Annotated in this window: 24 protein-coding genes and 1 tRNA gene; 15 read left to right on the forward strand and 10 right to left on the reverse strand. The window is 72.8% G+C overall.

The window, feature by feature from the left end:
- Positions 1-19: 19 nt before the first annotated feature.
- Positions 20-95: transfer RNA gene (locus tag AC24HA_RS01540), tRNA-Ala, on the forward strand.
- A gap of 76 nt (positions 96-171) precedes the next feature.
- Positions 172-1,035, forward strand: coding sequence for a class I SAM-dependent methyltransferase (locus tag AC24HA_RS01545; protein WP_425707246.1), 864 nt, complete (start codon positions 172-174; stop codon positions 1,033-1,035).
- 55 nt (positions 1,036-1,090) lie between these two features.
- Here AC24HA_RS01545 and AC24HA_RS01550 read toward each other — a convergent pair whose 3' ends face one another.
- Both AC24HA_RS01550 and AC24HA_RS01555 read right to left on the reverse strand, forming a co-directional pair.
- Positions 1,091-2,233 carry a winged helix DNA-binding domain-containing protein gene (locus tag AC24HA_RS01550; RefSeq protein ID WP_425707245.1) on the reverse strand — a complete coding sequence of 381 codons (1,143 nt, stop codon included), beginning with the start codon at positions 2,231-2,233 and terminating at the stop codon, positions 1,091-1,093.
- Between the two features lie 61 nt (positions 2,234-2,294).
- A complete protein-coding gene (locus AC24HA_RS01555; RefSeq protein WP_425707244.1) occupies positions 2,295-3,092 on the reverse strand; it encodes a TetR/AcrR family transcriptional regulator in 798 nt (265 codons plus the stop codon).
- A 94-nt stretch (positions 3,093-3,186) separates the two neighbouring features.
- Here AC24HA_RS01555 and AC24HA_RS01560 point away from each other — a divergent pair, with 94 nt between their 5' ends.
- Both AC24HA_RS01560 and AC24HA_RS01565 read left to right on the forward strand, forming a co-directional pair.
- Positions 3,187-4,155 (forward strand): ABC transporter ATP-binding protein, encoded by a 969-nt coding sequence (locus AC24HA_RS01560; RefSeq protein ID WP_425707243.1) that lies wholly within the window; start codon positions 3,187-3,189, stop codon positions 4,153-4,155.
- Positions 4,148-4,945, forward strand: a complete 798-nt coding sequence (locus AC24HA_RS01565; protein ID WP_425707242.1) for an ABC transporter permease — start codon at positions 4,148-4,150, stop codon at positions 4,943-4,945. The genes AC24HA_RS01560 and AC24HA_RS01565 overlap by 8 nt, the downstream gene beginning before the upstream one ends.
- 6 nt (positions 4,946-4,951) lie before the next feature.
- On the opposite strand, the gene AC24HA_RS01570 is transcribed toward AC24HA_RS01565, so the two are convergent.
- Positions 4,952-5,347 (reverse strand): (R)-mandelonitrile lyase, encoded by a 396-nt coding sequence (locus AC24HA_RS01570; RefSeq protein ID WP_425707241.1) that lies wholly within the window; start codon positions 5,345-5,347, stop codon positions 4,952-4,954.
- A gap of 204 nt (positions 5,348-5,551) precedes the next feature.
- Between AC24HA_RS01570 and AC24HA_RS01575 the strand changes: the two genes are divergently transcribed.
- Positions 5,552-5,974, forward strand: a complete 423-nt coding sequence (locus AC24HA_RS01575) for a VOC family protein (protein ID WP_425707240.1) — start codon at positions 5,552-5,554, stop codon at positions 5,972-5,974.
- Positions 5,975-5,998: 24 nt separating this feature from the next.
- On the opposite strand, the gene AC24HA_RS01580 is transcribed toward AC24HA_RS01575, so the two are convergent.
- The 4 genes from AC24HA_RS01580 to AC24HA_RS01595 form a co-directional block, all read right to left on the reverse strand.
- Entirely contained in the window at positions 5,999-6,793 is a 795-nt protein-coding gene (locus AC24HA_RS01580) for a hypothetical protein (protein WP_425707239.1), read from the reverse strand.
- Positions 6,794-6,839: 46 nt separating this feature from the next.
- A complete protein-coding gene (locus tag AC24HA_RS01585; protein ID WP_425707238.1) occupies positions 6,840-7,157 on the reverse strand; it encodes a hypothetical protein in 318 nt (105 codons plus the stop codon).
- On the reverse strand, positions 7,154-7,834 hold the full coding sequence (locus tag AC24HA_RS01590) for a hypothetical protein (RefSeq protein WP_425707237.1): 681 nt from the start codon (positions 7,832-7,834) through the stop codon (positions 7,154-7,156). Before AC24HA_RS01590 ends, AC24HA_RS01585 begins: the two co-directional genes overlap by 4 nt.
- A gap of 232 nt (positions 7,835-8,066) precedes the next feature.
- Positions 8,067-8,459, reverse strand: coding sequence for a cupin domain-containing protein (locus tag AC24HA_RS01595; RefSeq protein WP_425707236.1), 393 nt, complete (start codon positions 8,457-8,459; stop codon positions 8,067-8,069).
- A 38-nt stretch (positions 8,460-8,497) separates the two neighbouring features.
- Between AC24HA_RS01595 and fdxA the strand changes: the two genes are divergently transcribed.
- The 3 genes from fdxA to AC24HA_RS01610 all read left to right on the forward strand — a co-directional run bounded on the left by fdxA (position 8,498) and on the right by AC24HA_RS01610 (position 9,951).
- Complete coding sequence (fdxA, locus tag AC24HA_RS01600; protein WP_425707235.1) at positions 8,498-8,854, forward strand: ferredoxin; 357 nt, start codon at positions 8,498-8,500, stop codon at positions 8,852-8,854.
- A 94-nt stretch (positions 8,855-8,948) separates the two neighbouring features.
- Positions 8,949-9,284, forward strand: coding sequence for a cupin domain-containing protein (locus AC24HA_RS01605; protein ID WP_425707234.1), 336 nt, complete (start codon positions 8,949-8,951; stop codon positions 9,282-9,284).
- Positions 9,285-9,399: 115 nt separating this feature from the next.
- Positions 9,400-9,951, forward strand: a complete 552-nt coding sequence (locus tag AC24HA_RS01610) for a hypothetical protein (RefSeq protein WP_425707233.1) — start codon at positions 9,400-9,402, stop codon at positions 9,949-9,951.
- A gap of 20 nt (positions 9,952-9,971) precedes the next feature.
- Here the strand turns inward: AC24HA_RS01610 and AC24HA_RS01615 are convergent, their stop codons facing one another.
- Positions 9,972-10,997, reverse strand: a complete 1,026-nt coding sequence (locus AC24HA_RS01615) for an LLM class flavin-dependent oxidoreductase (protein WP_425707232.1) — start codon at positions 10,995-10,997, stop codon at positions 9,972-9,974.
- A gap of 112 nt (positions 10,998-11,109) precedes the next feature.
- Between AC24HA_RS01615 and AC24HA_RS01620 the strand changes: the two genes are divergently transcribed.
- A complete protein-coding gene (locus AC24HA_RS01620) occupies positions 11,110-11,733 on the forward strand; it encodes an NADPH-dependent F420 reductase (protein WP_425707231.1) in 624 nt (207 codons plus the stop codon).
- A 146-nt stretch (positions 11,734-11,879) separates the two neighbouring features.
- Here the strand turns inward: AC24HA_RS01620 and AC24HA_RS01625 are convergent, their stop codons facing one another.
- The gene (locus AC24HA_RS01625; protein WP_425707230.1) at positions 11,880-12,728 is read right to left on the reverse strand and encodes a hypothetical protein; all 849 of its coding nucleotides are present in this window, start codon (positions 12,726-12,728) and stop codon (positions 11,880-11,882) included.
- Positions 12,729-13,039: 311 nt separating this feature from the next.
- Here AC24HA_RS01625 and AC24HA_RS01630 point away from each other — a divergent pair, with 311 nt between their 5' ends.
- Entirely contained in the window at positions 13,040-13,561 is a 522-nt protein-coding gene (locus tag AC24HA_RS01630) for a peptidylprolyl isomerase (protein WP_425707229.1), read from the forward strand.
- The gene (locus AC24HA_RS01635; RefSeq protein ID WP_425707228.1) at positions 13,558-14,529 is read left to right on the forward strand and encodes a rhomboid family intramembrane serine protease; all 972 of its coding nucleotides are present in this window, start codon (positions 13,558-13,560) and stop codon (positions 14,527-14,529) included. Before AC24HA_RS01630 ends, AC24HA_RS01635 begins: the two co-directional genes overlap by 4 nt.
- 375 nt (positions 14,530-14,904) lie before the next feature.
- On the opposite strand, the gene AC24HA_RS01640 is transcribed toward AC24HA_RS01635, so the two are convergent.
- Positions 14,905-15,180 (reverse strand): cell division protein CrgA, encoded by a 276-nt coding sequence (locus AC24HA_RS01640; protein WP_425707227.1) that lies wholly within the window; start codon positions 15,178-15,180, stop codon positions 14,905-14,907.
- A 120-nt stretch (positions 15,181-15,300) separates the two neighbouring features.
- Between AC24HA_RS01640 and AC24HA_RS01645 the strand changes: the two genes are divergently transcribed.
- The 4 genes from AC24HA_RS01645 to AC24HA_RS01660 are packed head-to-tail and all read left to right on the forward strand — an operon-like array spanning position 15,301 to position 17,611.
- On the forward strand, positions 15,301-16,041 hold the full coding sequence (locus tag AC24HA_RS01645; protein ID WP_425707226.1) for a DUF881 domain-containing protein: 741 nt from the start codon (positions 15,301-15,303) through the stop codon (positions 16,039-16,041).
- The gene (locus AC24HA_RS01650) at positions 16,038-16,832 is read left to right on the forward strand and encodes a class E sortase (RefSeq protein WP_425707225.1); all 795 of its coding nucleotides are present in this window, start codon (positions 16,038-16,040) and stop codon (positions 16,830-16,832) included. Before AC24HA_RS01645 ends, AC24HA_RS01650 begins: the two co-directional genes overlap by 4 nt.
- On the forward strand, positions 16,832-16,987 hold the full coding sequence (locus AC24HA_RS01655; protein WP_425707224.1) for a hypothetical protein: 156 nt from the start codon (positions 16,832-16,834) through the stop codon (positions 16,985-16,987). The genes AC24HA_RS01650 and AC24HA_RS01655 overlap by 1 nt, the downstream gene beginning before the upstream one ends.
- Positions 16,988-16,990: 3 nt before the next feature.
- Positions 16,991-17,611 (forward strand): anthranilate synthase component II, encoded by a 621-nt coding sequence (locus AC24HA_RS01660; RefSeq protein ID WP_425707223.1) that lies wholly within the window; start codon positions 16,991-16,993, stop codon positions 17,609-17,611.
- Positions 17,612-17,624: the final 13 nt, after the last annotated feature.

The raw sequence follows: 17,624 nt of genomic DNA on the forward strand, positions 1-17,624 counted from the left end.
CCGGTTCCACCGGCCACGAGGGGCCATGGCGCAACTGGTAGCGCACCTGCTTTGCAAGCAGGGGGTTCGGGGTTCGAGTCCCCGTGGCTCCACCACGTCCCGCCGGCAGAGCAGCCGGTGACCGGACGGTCCGCTCACCAGCCTGTCCCTCGGGGATGACACCATGCACCGATGACCGCGCTGCGGGGCGAGAGGGACGCCGTCGTCGACGCGCTGCGCACCGCCGGCTCCGTGTTCGCCGAGGAGGAGGCCGAGATCCTGCGGGGCAGCGCGGAGCACCCGGCAGAGCTCGATCGCATGCTGGCCCGACGCCTCGTCGGTGAACCGCTCGAGCACGTGGTCGGCCACGTGCGGTTCGGCGGTCTGCGACTCTCGGTCGGCCCTGGTGTCTTCGTCCCCCGCCGCCGCACGCGCCGCCTCGTCGCGGCAGCCCTGCACGCTGCCCGAGAGGTCCTGTCCACCCGGGCCTGTGCCCGTCCACCCGTGATCGTCGAGGCCTTCTCCGGGGTGGCACCGGTGGCCAGCGCCGTACGGGAGGCTCTGCCGTCCGCAGAGATCCATGCCGTGGACTCTTCGCCCGTCGCGCTCGAGCACGCCCGGACCAACCTCGGACCCGACGCCGGTATCCAACGCGGTGACGTCCTGCAGGGCCTCCCGGCGACTCTGCGCGGCCGGGTCGATGTCGTCGCCGCGGTCCCGCCCTACGTCCCCGACGACGCGATCGACCTCCTTCCGCACGAGGCGCGCGACCACGAGCCGCACGCGGCGCTGCTGGGTGGCCCCGACGGCCTCGACCACGTGCGAGCACTCGTCACGCAGGCCGCGCAGTGGCTCGGCCCCGGCGGCGTGCTTCTCGTCGAGCTCCACCGCGACCAGGAAGAACCGGCCGCCGAGCACGGCCGCTCGCACGGCCTGCTCCCCGAGCGTGCTCCCTGCGCCGGGCTCGCGCCCGACGACGCGGACGACGCGGACGACGATCCATGGTCCGACGACGAGCAGACCGTCGTCCTCGTGCTGCGCGCGCCGGGGGCCTGACCGCGGTGGTGTGCACGACCGTTCCGCCCACGTCCGGTCGTGACGGGCGCTGCGGTTACCGGTGGGGCCAGGCGGAGAGCGCAGCGTCGACGGACTTCCTCGTGCGCGCCGGGACGCGCTCGACCAGCTCCACGACCGGCGCGGCGGGGCGCGACCCGCGCGACGCAGGGATCCGCCACGTGCCCACGACCACGCCGTCGACGAGGATCGTGGGTCGGAAGACCCCGTTGCGGCCGGGGACCACGGCGTCGAGCATGGCCGGGCTCGCGACGAGCGAGCGGTCCTGGTATCCCAGCAGCCACTCGTCGAACGCGGGGACGAGCGTGACGTCTCCGGTGGGGCCCGTCGGCCGGGCGGTCCGAGCGTCGCCGTCGCGGTCGCCGTCGAGCATCTCGGCCAGGACCCAGGCCGTCGCGCCCGCGACGTCGACCTCGACGAGATCGTCCACCAGCGTGGCTGCCCGCAGGACGTGGGTCTTGGGGAGCTTCGTCCACCAGGCGAGGTCGGCCGCGGTGACGGGTCCGCGGGCCGCCACGTAGCCGCGCAGGATCCGGGCGAGCGTTCGGTCGGGATCGGCGCGGTCGGCGGGCCCGTCGAGCGCGGACGAAGACGTGACCGCACTCCCGGTGGAGGGAGCGGTGGAGGAGTGCGTGAACAGCTGCTCCGCACCGTCGTCCGTGAACGCGCCCCAGTGCGCGTGTCCGTCGATCGCGAGGTGGGCGATGAGGTGGTACCCGCGTCCCGACTCGGTGGCGATCCCCGCGGCGTTCCACATCTCGAGGACCTCCGCGCGGGTGTGCGGACGTTCCGCCAGGGCGTCGAGGAGGACCTCCCGCGCCGCGCTCATCACGTGCGCGTCGAGGCCGAGCGCCTCCCGGCGGGGACCGTCCGCCCGCTGGATCCGTTCGGCCGTGAGCGACAGGAGGGTGGCCAGGTGCTCCGGCGTCGTCGCGAAGAGCGTCCCGCGCATGGGCCAGGAGCGGACGATCGCACCCGCGTCGAACGCGGCCCGCACGTCGTCGAGCGTGGTGCCCGGACGGGACCGGATCGCGATCGCCCGGAGCACGGCGGGCAGGTCCTGACCCTGCAGGGCGACGGCCCGGTCGACGACCTCGGTGGGGCTCAGCGTGGAGCCCCCCAGCAGGTGGGCGTCGAACCGGATCCGGCGAGCTCGGTCCCGGGCGACGCGTGTCGTCATGGCGCGCACGCTACCGCCCGGTGCCGACCCGGGCGGCTCCGGCCGGTGTCGGCCGGCGCTCTCACGCGTCGTCCCGGCCCGAGCCTCCCGGGTCGTCGTCCCCTTCCCGGTGCGCACGCTGCCGCTCCTCGGCCTCCCGCACCTCGGCGATGAGGCGGCTGACGACGGCGACGTCGTGCGAGCGCGGCGGCTGCACGCGGGCGGTTCCGTCGGAGGTCCCCGATCCCCACGGATCCATCAGCCGGGACAGTCCCTCGCGCAGGACCGCGGGATCGATGCTGATACCACCGAGATCGAGGACCGCCGCGCCCTGGTCGAGCGCCGTGAGCAGCGTGGCGACCTCCTCGGTGGTGAGCTCCTCCTGCGGCGGGCGCCGGTCGGCGACGTACCGATCGAAGATGGTCACCATGAGGTCCAGCCGCTCGGAGATGGCCCCTCGCATCGCGGGGTCGCGGGCCGTCGCGCCGATGAACTCCAGGGTGGCCAGCCCGAACGCCCGCACCGCCTCGGCCGCCGCCGGCTCGTCCGGTCGGCGCCGGCCTGCCGGGTCCGCGGGAGAGGGCGGGTCCTCGAGGCCGTGCCGGCCGGGGTGCTCGAGCGGGTCCCACGCGGCCTCGTCGGCGAAGGCGATGTTGTGGTCCATGACCGCGAGGAACAGCTCGGCCTTGCCGGCGAAGTTCGAGTAGACCGCGCCCTTGGAGTAGCCGGCGTCGGCGGCGATCTTGTCCAGGCTCGCCCCGTGGTAACCGTCCTCGGTGAAGTTCGCGAGCGCCGAGAGGACCAGGTTGTGCCGCGTGGCCTCCTGCTGCGCCGCGCGCGTCCTGCGTCCCGCGGAGCCCGCCGCTTCCTCGCTCGTCATGCGCCCAACCTAATTGACGTACCGACGGTACGTAGATACCGTAAGTATCGCAATACTGACGGTATGTGAATGTGTTCGACCCATGGAGGAAGCCATGAGCGACGCCGTGCTCGAGCTCGACAACCTCACGAGGCGATTCGGGAAGGTGGTGGCGAACGACGCCGTCAGCCTGCGCGTCCGTCCCGGCGAGGTCGTCGGCCTCCTCGGCCACAACGGTGCGGGCAAGACGACCCTCGTCTCCCAGGTGGTCGGGCTCCTGCGGCCCGACGCAGGAACGATCCGCGTGGCGGGCGTCGACGCCGTCGCGCAACCCGCGACGGCCCGCCGCGCCGTCGCGCTCCAGGGCCAGGGTCAGGCGCCGCTCGACGGCCTGAGCCCGCGCTCCGCCATCGAGATCGCCGGACGCCTGCGGGGGATGGCGCCGCGGGAGGCGCGGGCCGCGGCCGACGCCCTCGCCGACGAGCTCGACCTCCACGAGTGGTACACCCGGCGCACCGCGACCGACGGCACCGGGCTGTCCGGAGGCGTGCGTCGACTGACGGCCTTCGCGATGGCCGCCGTCGCGCCGGTCCCGCTGCTCATCCTCGACGAGCCCACCAACGACGTCGACGCCTCCCGCCGTCGACGTCTCTGGGAGACGGTCCGGCGGTTCGGCGACCAGGGGGTCGGCGTCCTGCTCGTCACCCACAACGTGGTCGAGGCCGAGCGGGTGGTCGACGAGCTCGTCGTGCTCGACCGCGGGCGCGTGGTCGGGAGCGGGACGCCGGCACGGATCCGCGGGAGCGAGGACTCCAGCCTGCGTCTCGAGCTCGCGCTCGTCCCGGGCGGTGCGGACCCGACAGGATCCGCTCCCGCGATCCCCTACACGCGGCGGGTCCTCGTCGGACGTCGGCTCCTGCTGACGATCCGGGCGAGCGACGCCGAGCGTGCGGTGGCCTGGGCGACCGGGCTGCGCGACGAGGACCGGATCGACGGCTACTCGCTCGCACCGGTCACGCTCGAGGACGCCTACCTCGCCCTCACGTCCGACGCCGCGACCACCACGGAGGACCACCATGTCTGACACCGCCCTCACCGAGCGTCCCGCCGGCAGGCCTGCCGAGATCCCGCCGCGCACCGGCAGCTGGACCGTCCTCACCACCCTGCTGCGCTGGACCTTGGCACAGATGGGGCCGATGCTGCCGCTCATCGTCGTCGTCCAGGCGCTCCTCGCGGCCGGCATCATCATCGGGTTCGGTCTGCTGATCCCCGACGTCGACGGCGGTGCCGCGGCGTTCCTCTCGACCGGGGCACCGACCGTCCTGCTGCTGACCGTCGGGCTCGTCATCGTGCCGCAGGGCGTGGCGCAGGCGAAGTCGAACGGCACATTCACCTACCAGCGGGCGCTGCCGGTGCCACGCGTGCTCGTCCTCCTGGCCGACCTGGTCGTGTGGCTGCTCGTGGCGCTGCCGGGCGTCGCCGTCGCCGTCGTCGTCGCGCAGCTGCGCTTCGACCTCGACTACTCGATCGCCTGGCCCGTGCTGGTCCTGGCCTCGATGCTCACCGCGCTGACGGCGACGGCCGTGGGATACGCGGTCGCCGTGGTGCTCCCACCGATGCTCGCCCAGGTGATCAGCCAGGTGCTCGTGTTCTTCGTCCTGCTCTTCTCACCGATCACGTTCCCCGCGGAGCGCCTGCCCGGGTGGTTCCAGGACGTGCACGCCGTGCTCCCGGTCCAGCCGGCCGGGGACCTCGTCCGGGCCGGCCTGCTCTCCGAGTCCTACGACGCGAGCGGCCGCGACCTCCTGGTGCTGCTCGTGTGGTGCGTGGTCGGGCTGGCGGTCACCGTCCGGGCGCTGGTCCGACGCGACTGACCCGGCTCAGTGCTGGTTGTAGTCCGTGTCGGCCACGAGCGCGCCCCACATGGTCTCCGCCCCCTCCTCGGGTCCGTCGGTGACGGCGATGTGGCTCATGAACGTGTGCCGGCCGGCGCCGTGCCAGTGCCACAGCCCGCCGTGGAACCGGACCACGTCGCCCTCGCGGAACACCTGGACCTGGCCCTGGGCCACCTGGACGAGACACAGGCCCTCGGTGATGTAGATCGTCTGCCCCACCGGGTGCATGTGCCACGCGGTGCGTGCGCCGGGCGCGAACCGCACGACGGCGGAGTGCACCTTCGACGGCGTGTCACCGGTGGTGATGGGGGTCAGCCACACGTCGCCGGTGAAGCGGTCCTCGGGCCCGCGGACCGCCGCGGCGTTCGAGCGGATGTCCATGGTCGTGCCCTCTCGTCGGCTCCCCGGGGCCGCCGGTGCGCCCCACCGTCAGGACCAGGCTAGCGAGGTGCTGCTCGTCGCGGGAGGGGTGTCATCGACGGGTGGAGGAGCGACGCGCCCAGGGGGTGGCGCCCCCAGGCCCGGAGCCGCCACACTTCCCCCGGCGGCGTCCGCCGTCAGCGGCCCGATCGACGGAGATCACCCATGGTCACGAGCATCGCCACCTACATCGCGTTCCGGGGACAGACCCGCGAGGCGTTCGAGCACTACCGCGACCTGTTCGGCGGTGAGCTCGAGATCATCACCTACGGGGACATGCCGATGCCGGGCATGGACATGCCCCCCGACGCCGTCGCGCACGCCGTCCTCACCACGGACGCGGGCGTCCTGGCGGGCTCGGACGCCGTCGACGACGACGAGTACCCGATCCGGGGCTCCGCCTACTCGTTCCTCCTGACGTTCGCCACGGTCGAGGAGGCGCAGCGCGTGGGTGCGGCGATGCTCGAGGCCGGCGGGGAGGTCCAGATGCCCTTCGAGCTCGCCCCGTGGGGCGACCACTACGGGCAGATGTTCGACCGGTTCGGCGTGATGTGGGCGCTCAACGTGCCGGGGGAGCCGACACCGTAGGAGCGCGTCCCGGGCGCGCGGAGGCTACTGGTATCCGTCGGTCCCGATCACCTGCGGCCACTCACCGTTCTTGAGGGGCTCGGACGGGGTGATGGTGTGCGTGTCGACGTCCTCAAGATCCTGCTTGGCACCTGCGCCGAGGGACTCCGCCGTCCGGACGATCTCGATCGCGGTGGGAACCGCACTGAGGATGCCCGCCGCGGACATGACGAATCCGCCGAGCGCAGCCACGAGCCCGATGATCGAGGCGGCCAGGCTCAGTCCACCGGTCGGGGCCGCCGCGACGACTCCGACGATGGCGCCCGCCACGCCGATGAGGGCAACGACCACGCCACCGGCGGTCAGTCCGAGCGAGATGACGAGGGTGAGAATCTGCAGGTGGAGGTCGTCGATGTCCTCCGCGATCGCGTCGAGGACCTCCTGGATCTTGTGGCCGGTGTCCTTGAGCGTGGTCCCGACAGCGTTCCGATTGGTCTCGGTCGCGGCACGGTAGGGGATCCCGCCCTCTCCCCAGGACAGTGTGGTCGGAAGCGAGTCGGCCTCGAGGACGTCCGAGTTCGTCCCCATGTCTGTGCCCCACTGCTGCCAGTCGGTGGCAAGGTCGCGGATCGCGTCAGGATCGCCGAGCATCTCCATGAGCTCCTCGATCTTCCGGAAGAGCTCTTCGATCTGTTCCTTCGTCGGTGCGATTGGCCGCTCCGGGTACGGGCGGTACTCGAAGGGGCACGAGTCGATGGTCGGCTGGCAGCGGTCGCGGGCCTCCCTGAGCGTCTCGCTCGCACTCGTCCAGGCTGCCCTGACCTCAGCTGCTGTTGTCATATGTGTCCTGGTCCTCTCGCAGATCGTCGTCGGTGGTCGTCGGCCGTCACACGTCGACGTCGACGTGCTCGAACTGGATGTGCATCTCCCGGTCCGTCTCGTCGTACATGTCGGCGGCGTCGTCGAGCGTGTCGGCCATCTCCGTGAACGACTTCTTGCCCTCGGCGGTCAGGTCCTTGACGCGCTGTCGCAGCGTCTCGTAGGCGGCCGGCACGCCGGCACGGACGCCGATCTCCGTGAAGGCCGAGTCCGGGATCGTGAATCCGTCGACCTCGGAGGCGGTGGTGCCGAACGGGTCGTCGGCGAACCCTCGCCAGATCTTGGCGTCCTTCCGGAGGTCGTCGGTGTTGACCATGACGTTCATGAGGGGTCCTTCCCGTCGTCGGCGGTGGTCCGGCCGAGGTCGGCGGACCGTTCCTGGTTCTGCGAGAGCTCGAGCAGGCGGTGGGTCGCCGGGAACTCGGCCGCGAGGTGCTGCATCTCGGCCTCCTGCGCGGCCCGGGCCGTCTCGATGAGGCCGTACAGCGCCCGTGCGCACCATGTGGCGTCCCGCCCCTCGCCCCAGCGGTCGTGCACGTGGACGGCCAGCGGCAGACCGTCCCGGGTCTCCACGGTCAGTCGACCGTCCGTGGTGGTGTGGCTGCGGACCTCCGTCTTCAGCTGGGTGAGTCGTTCGGCATAGCCGGCCCTCTCCGCGGCCGACTCCCGTAGCGTCCTCAGCGCCTCGTGCCGTTCGTCCTCGCTCATCGGGGTCAGGCTCGTGCCCGAGCGTGCGCCGGCGAGGTTCTCCTCGAAAGCGTCGAACATCTGGGACGACCGGGCGAGCACCACGTCGGTCAGCTCCGTCATCGCTGCGCCGTACGCCTCGACGAACGAGTGCTCGAGCCCTGCAGGACCGATGTCGACGCGCCAGTTGCGGTCCAGCTCGAGACCGACGATGTGGCCGCCGTCGGCGACCGTCACCGCGACGTACTGGTCATGGTCCGTGCCGGTGATGGGATCGATGTCGGCGTCGATGCCGACCGAGGATCCGAGTGTCATGGAAGTACCTTGCTGCTCGTCGACCCGGACGCGGTGTGCGTCCGATGAGCGGGGCGTCGTCAGCCTCGCCGTACCGCGTACGAGGCTAGGGCGCCTGCGGCCGGCACGAGACGGTGACGGTGGGGAGTACGCCCCTCGCGGACCGGCCCGTTCTCGTGCGAGTGCACCTGAGGCAGACCGTCCTGTTCCGAGCGCAGCCGTGCCGCCGGCCTCCCCGGCTCCTGCCGGGTCCTCAGCTCCGCGTCGGGCCGAGCCCGAGCGGCGGCTTGCGGTCGTGGACGGTGAGGTAACGGAGGCCTCCCTCGCCGGCCACCACTCCACGCTCGGTGCCGCGGGGGAGGTGCACGACGTCGCCGGGCCCGATCCTGAGCCCGTCGCCGTCGCCGTCGCCGTCGGTGAGCAGCCTGCCGGCACCGGCGACGACGTGCCACAGCACGTCGAGCGCCGGACCGGCGTGCCGGTCGATCCGACCGCCCGGCGGCAGCTGGACGACGTTCGCGTCGAGCCCCCGCTCGTCGCCCGTCAGGTGCCAGAGCGCCCCGGTGGCCCCCGGGTCACCGACCTCGGGGCCGAGCGCTGACGTCGACGCGACGATCCGTGGACGTTCCGATCCGCCTGTCGACATGCCTCGAGAGTATCCGTCGGCCTCACTAGGGTCGTCGGATGACGTACGTGATCGCCCAGCCGTGCATCGACGTGCTCGACCGCGGGTGCGTCGACGAGTGCCCGGTGGACTGCATCTACGAGGGCGACCGGATGCTCTACATCCACCCCGAGGAGTGCATCGACTGCGGCGCGTGCGAGCCGGTCTGCCCGGTCATGGCCATCTACTACGAGGACGACCTGCCCCGGTCCCTGCAACCCTTTCTCGTGGAGAACGCCGGCTTCTTCGACGACACGCTGCCCGGCCGCGACGAGCCGATCGGCGCGCCCGGCGGGGCCCAGTGGGTCGGCAGGCTGGGCGTCGACACCGAGCTCGTGGCGAGCGCCCCGCCCGGCGCCGGACGCAGGGGTCTGTGACAACCCCGCCGGAGTCCACCACCACCACAGCTCCCCGACGCCGGGGGCGCCCACAGGTCCCCGACGTCGGGGACACCGACACCAGGGAGACGAGATGGACCGCATCGACCTCGACGCACTGATCGACGAGCAGCTGGAGCTCGCCCGCGAGGCACGGGCGCGCCGCTCGTCGACCGCCGTCGTCGGGGACCGGACCTCCCGGCTGCGTCAGCACCTCATGGTCCTCCTCGAGGGCACGGAGCTCCAGGAGCACGACAGTCCGGGGGAGGCGACCCTCCACGTGCTGCGCGGACGCGTGGTGCTCCATGCCGGGCAGGACGAGGTTGAGCTGGCGGCCGGCGCTATGGCCGAGATCCCACCGGTCCGGCACGGCGTGCGGGCGCTCGAGGACTCCGCCTGCCTGCTGACGGTCGCTCGCGAACGGGACTGACCGGCGAGGTCCGCCATCGGGCAATGCCCGGGACCAGCAGCGGCCGGTGGGTACCTCGGCCCGTGCAGGGACCGGTGCTGCCGCTTACGGTGGGACCCACCGGAGGTGATCGACGATGAGGACGAACCACAGAGTGCTCGCCGTGGCGGCGGCCGCGCTCCTGACGCTCGGTGCGTGCAGTGACGGCGGGAGCGAGGACACGGACGAGCCGACGACCCAGGCACCGGCGCCAGAACAGCCGTCGGACGAGACCGAGAGCGACGAGACCCCGGGTGACGAGGCACCGACCGGCGAGGCACCGACGGACAACGATGCGGACGAGACGCCGTCGGACAGCGTCGACCCGGGCGGATCGGGTGACGCCGGAGGTTCGGACGGCTCGGCCCAGGATCCCGACGTCGAGGCCGCGATCGAGGACCTCGCGACCGACACCGACAGCGAGCCCGCCGACATCGAGGTGATCTCGTTCGAGGAGGTCACCTGGTCGGACGGCTCGATCGGCTGCCCGACCCCGGGTCAGGCCTACACGCAGGCACTCGTCGAGGGGCGGTTGCTGATCCTGGGTGTCGGCGGCGAGGAGCACCACTTCCACGGCCAGGGTGACGGCCCGCTCTCCTACTGCGCGGACCCGATCGACCCGGCCGAGACCGGCGCCGCCGTCCAGTAGCGAGGGCCCGCCGTCCGGGCTCAGGCGAGCATGTCGCGCACCATGGGCGCGACCTTCGTGCCGTACAGCTCGATGCTCGCCATGATCTTCTCGTGGGGCAGCCGGCCGGTGCTCACCTTGAGGTCGAACCGGTCCGCACCCAGGGCACGCACGCCCTCGGCGATCTTGCGGGCCACGGTCTCCGGCGAGCCGACCGCCATCGCGCCGTGCTCGGCCTCGTGCTCGAACGACGCGCGCGAGGGCGGGCTCCAGCCCCGCTCGCGACCGATGCGCGCGACCTGCTCGACGTAGTGCGGGTAGATCTCCTCGCGGGCCTGCTCGTCCGTCTCGGCGACGTGCCCGTAGGAGTGGTAGCCGACCGGCTGCGGACCGCGGCCGAGCTGGTCGAGCGCGCGCCGGTAGAGGTCGGCGAACGGCGCGAAGCGGGGGACCGGCCCGCCGATGATCGCCAGCATGAGCGGCAGGTCGTGCTGCGCCGCGCGGACCACCGACTGCGGGCTCCCGCCGACCGCCACCCACGCCCGCAGCATCCCGTTCTCCACGGGCGGGTAGACGGTGACCTGGTCGAGGTTCTGGACGTGGGTCCCGCGCCAGGTCACGGGCTGCGAGGTCCGCAGCCGCGAGAAGACCTCGAGCTTCTCCTCGAACAGGGCCTCGTAGTCCTCGAGCCTGAACCCGAACAGCGGGAAGGACTCGGTGAAGGACCCTCGACCGAGGACGACCTCCGCCCGTCCGGAGCTGAGCGCGTCGAGGGTGGCGAACCGTTCGTGCACGCGCACCGGGTCGTCCGAGCTGAGCACCGTCACGGCGGACGCCAGCTGGATGCGCGTCGTGCGGGCGGCGATCGCGGCGAGCACCATCTCGGGCGACGACACGGCGAAGTCATCGCGATGGTGCTCACCGATGCCGATGGCGTCCAGCCCGACCTCGTCGGCGAGCACACCCTCCTCGACGACGTTGCGGACGGTCTGCGCGTGGCTCAGCAGCGTCCCGTCCTCGCGGGAGGTCACGTCGCCGAAGGTGTCGATGCCGAGCTCGATGGTCATGACCCGCGCAACCCGGCCCGGACGCCGACTATTCCGCACCCTGGTGCCGCTCGGCGGGCCCCGGCGGCACAGCGTGCGGAATAGCGCGCGGGCCGCGGGACGTTCCCGCAGCATGACTGAGACCATCGGCATCGTCGGAGCGGGCCGGCTCGGCACGGCGATCGGCCGGCTGCTCGCGGACGCGGGCTATCACCTGCTCGTCACCGACCGGCCCGACGCCCCGCACGTGGCGCTCGTCGTCGGCAGCGTCCTGCCGGAGGCGGAGCTCGTCGAGCTCGAGGAGGTGGCGCGCCGGGCCGACGTCGTCGTGCTCGCGCTACCGATGGCGTCGGCGCGCGACCTGGATGTCGAGGCGTTCCGCGGTGTGGTCGTGGACGCGACGAACTCCTGGTACGACACGGACGCGGCCACGGCGCACGAGGTCGACACGACCGCCGCGCTCGCCGCCGCGCACCCGGGGGCTCGGATCGTCAAGACCTTCAACCATGCGGCCTACGCGGACCTGCTGGCCGACGCCCGTCCGACCGGCGCGCCTGGTCGGCGGGCCTTCGCCGTCGCCGGGGACGACGCCGATGCCGTGCGGCGGGTCACGGACGTCGTCGACCGCGCGGGGTTCGACCCGCTGCCGATCGCCGCGGCCGACGCCCATCTGCTCGAGCCCTCCGGCCCGGTGTTCGGGCGACGCCTCGAGCGCGCAGACCTCAGGGACGTCATCGCAGGGGCACGCGCGGCCTGAGGCCTCGCCCGCCCGGGCGCCGAGGTCCTACCGGAGGACGGCCGACGGCCGACGACGGCTGCATGACCACGGTCGCGCGGCAGGCACGACGACGGGGGCCGACCGCACGGTCGGCCCCCGTCGTCGGTGGCGCGATGAGACCGGGATCAGGCCTGGGGCTTGCCCGCCTGCGGGTCTGCCGTGTCGTTGTAGACCGGGGTGTCCTCCGGGGAGACACCCGTGCCGGCGGCCTCGACCGGGACGTCGGCCGCGGCCGCGTCGTCCGGCGCTGCCGTGGCGTCGCTGACCTGGGCGTCGTCGCCGCTGCGGTCGGCGAGGTCGGCCGCCTTGTCCTTCACGGTGCCGGCCGCCGACGACGCGGCGTCCTTGGCCTTGCCCGCGAGGTCGGCCGCCTTGTCCTTGGCCGCGTTCGCCTTGTCGCCGAGCGAGCCCGAGGAGTCGGCCGGGCGCGACACCGTGGTGTCGTCCCAGTACTCCTCCGCCCACGGGTCGTCGACCGGCTGGGTGCGGCGCCACACGAGGTAGCCGGCGCCCGCGACGGCGGTGCCCACGAGCACCCAGCCGAGCGCCTTGCCTGCGCCGCCCTTCTTCTTGGCGGGCTTCTCGGTGAGCGAGGTGCGTGCCGCCTTCGTCGCGTCCTTCGCCCGGTCGGTGAGCGGTGCGTCCGACCTCGCCGCCTCGGCGGCGTCGTGCATGGCCTTCTGGACCCGCGGGACGTAGTCGTCCTTCACCTTGTCGCGGGCCGTGGCGTAGCCGGACTCGGCCTTGCTCCGGGCCTGCTCGAGCGAGGGACCCGCGGTGGTCCGTGCGTCGTCGAGGGCCTTCTGGACGCGCGGGGCCGCCCAGTCGACGCCGTCCTGCGCGAGCTCGGCCGCACGGGCGCCCTTGATCTTGGCCTGCTCGGAGAGCGCGGTGCCCAGGTCGGCGAGCCTCGCGCCGACATCGGCCTGCCCGTTCTCCGCCGTCGTGGACGTGCGCTTGTTCTTGCGCGACATGTGCGTTTCTCCATTCGTAGCGGTCGTGCGGTCGGGACCCGACCTGCTCGTCGTTCGCGGCGGGTGCCGTTCCGCCCCACCCCCCATAGTTCCGTATCAGGCCGTGGGCTGCCAGTAGAACGCCGGAGACGGGGGACGGACCCGGCCCGCATGGTGCGTCCCACCACGTGAGCGGCGGCGCACGGCGCGGGCCGGGGCCGTCCCACCACGTGAGCGGCGGCGCACGGCACGGGCCGGGCGTCCCACCAGGTGAACGGCGACCCGCCGGGACCGGGAGGTGCCGGGGGCCCCACGCGTGCGAAGATCGGGGTATGGACGCCATCCTGCACACCAACCACGGCGACGTGTCGATCCGGCTCTTCCCGAACCACGCGCCGAAGACGGTCAAGAACTTCGTCGAGCTCGCGCGCGGCACCAAGGAGTTCTCGGACCCCGAGACCGGCGAGAAGGTCACCCGTCCGTTCTACGACGGCCTGACGTTCCACCGGGTCATCCCGAACTTCATGATCCAGGGCGGTTGCCCCGAGGGCACCGGCAGCGGCGGCCCGGGCTACACGTTCGACGACGAGATCCACCCCGAGCTGGGCTTCACCGAGCCGTACGTGCTCGCGATGGCGAACGCCGGAAAGCGCGGCGGCCAGGGGACCAACGGGTCCCAGTTCTTCATCACCACCCAGCCCACCACCTGGCTCCAGGGCAAGCACACGATCTTCGGCACGGTGACCGACGAGGCCTCGCGCGGCGTCGTCGACGCGATCGGCGCGGTGCCCACCGGCGCGGCCGACCGTCCCGTCGAGCCCGTCGTCATCGAGTCCGTCGAGATCGTCGAGTGACCACCCCGCCCGGGCCCGAGGACATGCGCGACCCGCGCGTGCCGGACGGCCCGGGCGGGACCGGCGAACCCTCCGGGACCTCCCCGGGGCCCGCCGGGAACCCACCCGCCGGGGCCGGGAGCCCCGCCGGGCACGACCCCTACGGGGGCGGGAGCCCTCCCGGGGCCAGTGGCGGACAGCGCGGCGGCGAGTACGCGCCGGCGCCCCGCTACGGCGCGTACGTCGCGCCCGGGCAGCAGCCGCCGCCGCACCTCGTGCCCGGGCCGCCGCACCCGGACAACCGCCCGAGGCCCGGTGCCGCCCGCGGGGCCGGGCCCGTCGGGATACGCGTGCGCGCCGGATCCCCCTACCTGACCTTCGCGGTCATGGGCGTGCTCGGCGTCGTCTACCTCCTGCAGCGGGCGACGGGCCTCCAGGGCGACCTCATCTACTGGCCGGCGGTCACCGAGCACGAGCCGTGGCGGATGCTCACCACCGTCGTGCTGCACGGCGGGCTGGCCCACCTGATGTTCAACATGTACGCGCTGTGGATCGCCGGCCAGGCGCTCGAACCGGTCGTCGGCCGCTGGCGCCTGGCCGTGCTCATGGTGCTCACCGCGCTGGGCGGGTCCACCGCGGTGCTGCTTCTGTCCGGCGGTCCCGACTCCGCCGGCTGGGTCACCGGTGTGGTCGGCTTCTCCGGTGCCGTCATGGGTCTGTTCGGCGCCGTCCTCGCGATCCAGCGCAGCCTGGGTCAGCAGACGAACCAGCTGCTCGTGCTGCTCGTCATCAACCTCGCCATCGGCTTCGTCCCCGGCTGGAACATCTCCTGGGAGGCGCACCTGGGCGGCATGGTGGTCGGCATCGTGCTCGGCCTGGCCTGGTCCACGTGGCGCAGGCGGCCCGCGGCGGTTGCGATCGGTTCCTCGACAGGCGTCGCCGTCGCGCTCGTCGCGACGTGCGCGGTGTACCTGTCCGGCGCGGGCTGACCCCGGACCCTCTCGAGCCCGGGCCGACCGCGGACCCTCTCGAGCCCGGGCCGACCGCGGACCCTCTCGAGCCCGTGACCGACCGTGAAGGTCCACCGAGCCCGGGCCGGTCGCGAGGACCGTCCATCCGCGGGGCGATCGCGGCACACGTGGCGCAGCCGTGTCCACACCCATGCTCACAGCTGTGGAACTACACGGCTGTCATTCGTCCCCAGGTGTGGGGAAACCTGTGGGAATCACATGGCTGTGGTTCTCGTCGTCGTCCGCCCGCGAGGCCGGCGAACGACACCCGTGTCATTCCTCCCCACCTGTGGGTATCCCTGTGGAGAGACGGCGGCCCGGGCAGGTCGCCGTCGCGTGGTCGGGGACCGCCTCTCAGCGCCAGCGCAGCGTCATGAGGAACCCCAGCATCGCGATCCCGAAGCCGATCGCGAGGTTCCAGTTGCCGATCCCGGGCACCGGGTAGGCGGCGGAGGTCAGGTAGGTGACGAGCAGGACCACGAGGCCGAGGAGCATGAGCGTGACCATCGTCGGTGCCCACCACGTGGGGCTGGGCTCGGCGGCGGCCGCTGCGGCGAGCTCCTCCTCGTGCTCCTTGGTGCGGGTGACCGGGGTGCCGTCCTTGCGCTTGCGCCTCTTCGATACGGGCACGTCGTCCTCCAGGTGGTGGTCCGCCGTCGGGGCGGTGCGGAAAGTGGGTGCGCGCGCACGGGGCGCGACCTCGGCCTAGCGTAGTCTTCGAGCGCAGCGGCGATGTCGGGAGGTGGCGAGATGGCCGGGTTCCGGGTCCCGCCGGCCTCCCTGCGCGTGGCGGCGGTCGGGGTGCTCGCCGGGCTCGTCATCGCCGTCAACGCCCGCGACGCGGGGGACGACCCGGAGCGTGCCGCGACCGACCTCGTCTCGCTCGCCCGCGCGCAGACCTCACGCCTGGAGACCCTCGAGGACGAGAACTCCGAGCTCCGCGAGCAGATCGAGCCCTACCTCGAGCCGCACGAGGAGGATCCCGGAGCCGCCCCGGACGAGGTGCGCGTCGCGGCCGGTACCGCTGCCGTGAGCGGTCCCGGCATCGAGGTCGCGCTCGACGACGCCGACGTGCCCGACTCCGGCATGCCTGCGGACCGGGTCGCCGACGACTACGTGGTCCACCAGCAGGACGTGGAGGGCGTCATCAACGCACTGCGTGCGGGTGGCGCCGAGGCCCTGACCGTCCAGGGGCAGCGCGTCCTGCCCACGACGACCGTGCGGTGCGTCGGCAACGTGCTCTACGTCGGTGCGCGCGTCTACTCGCCGCCGTTCGTCGTCGGAGCCGTCGGGGATACCGACGAGCTGCTCGCCGCGCTGGAGAGCTCCGAGGCGGTCGACATCTACCGGCAGTGGGTCGACCTCATCGGCCTCGGCTATGCGGTCACGGTCCACGACCGGCTGGACGTCCCGCCGTCGTCGTCGGTGACGACGCGGTTCGCCGAGCCGATCGGGGCCGGCGGGCCCGAGGGCGACGAGGCGTCCTCGTGACGGCCCTGGCCGACGGCCGGCAGCACCCGACGCCCCCGGAGGACACCGAGGCGCGCTCGTCCCGTCGCCCGGGGCGCCGACGCTCACCCGTCTGGGGCGCCGTCGGCGTGATCGGCGAGCTGCTGCTCACGGCCGGCGTGCTCCTCGGCCTGTACGTCGTGTGGCAGCTGTGGTGGACCGACCTCGAGGGGCACGCACGCCAGGAGCAGTCCGTCGCTGCCATCGCCGACGCCATCGGGGAGGCCCCGACCGCGGTCGGGGCCCCGCGGACCGACGAGCCGCCCCCGTTCTCGCCCGCCGCGCTCACCCTGCCCGACGGGATGGAGGCGCTCGGGATCGTCCACGTGCCGTCGTGGGGGAGCGACCACGGCCTGCCCCTGATCGAGGGCGTCGGCATGGACGTGATGGACTTCGGCGCCCTCGGTCACTACCCGGGAACGGCCATGCCCGGGGAGGTGGGGAACTTCGCGGCCGCCGGGCACCGGCAGACCCACGGCTCGCCGCTCGGGCGGGTCGCCGACCTCGACGCGGGCGACCCGATCGTCGTCGAGACGGCGGACACCTACTACGTCTACCGCGTGACGGGCTCCGAGATCGTGCGCCCCTGGGACGTCGAGGTCGTCGCGCCCGTGCCGGGGGACCCCGGTGCCGAGCCCACCGAGCGCCTGATGACCCTGACGACCTGCCACCCGTTCAACTACTCCACCCACCGGTGGATCACCTACACCGAGCTCGACCACTGGGTCGACCGCGCCGACGGGCTGCCCGCCGAGCTCCTCGAGGAGGACTGATGTACTCGGCGTTGTTCCGTGCCCTGCCCGGCCCACGGTGGTTCCGGGCGGTGCTCATGACGGCCCTGCTCCTCCTCGCCGTGGTCGCCCTCTTCCTGTGGGTCTTCCCGTGGGTAGAGTCGCAGCTCCCCAGCGCCGACCTGACAGTGGAGTGACACGTGGCCCGCATCCTCGTCGTGGACAACTACGACAGCTTCGTGCACACGATCGTCGGGTACCTCCAGCACCTCGGTGCCCGGACCGCCGTGCGGCGCAACGACGACGCCGAGCTCGACGTCGCGGGGTACGACGGCGTCCTCGTCTCGCCCGGGCCCGGCGTCCCGAAGGAGGCCGGCCGCTCCGGCGAGATCGTCGAGGACTGTGCTCGCACGGGCGTGCCGATGCTCGGGGTCTGCCTCGGGCACCAGGTCCTCGCCGAGCTCTACGGCGGGGTCGTCATGCACGCGCCGGAGCTCATGCACGGCCGCACCTCCGAGGTCGAGCACGACGGCACCGGGGTCCACGCCGGGCTCGCCAGCCCGTTCACCGCGGCGAGGTACCACTCGTTGGCGGTCGTGCCGGAGTCGGTGCCGGACGAGCTGGTCGTCACGGCGCGCACGCCCGGCGGCGTGGTGATGGGGCTCGCCCACCGGGAGCTGCCGCTGCACGGCGTGCAGTACCACCCCGAGTCGGTGATGACCCGAGGCGGCCACCGCCTGCTGGCCAACTGGCTCGAGCTCGCCGGCCAGACCGGCGCGGTCGCCGCGGCCGAGGGGCTCGCCCCGCTCGTCCGGGCCTGACGACGGCGGGCCG

This window comes from Georgenia sp. Z1491 (assembly GCF_057652395.1).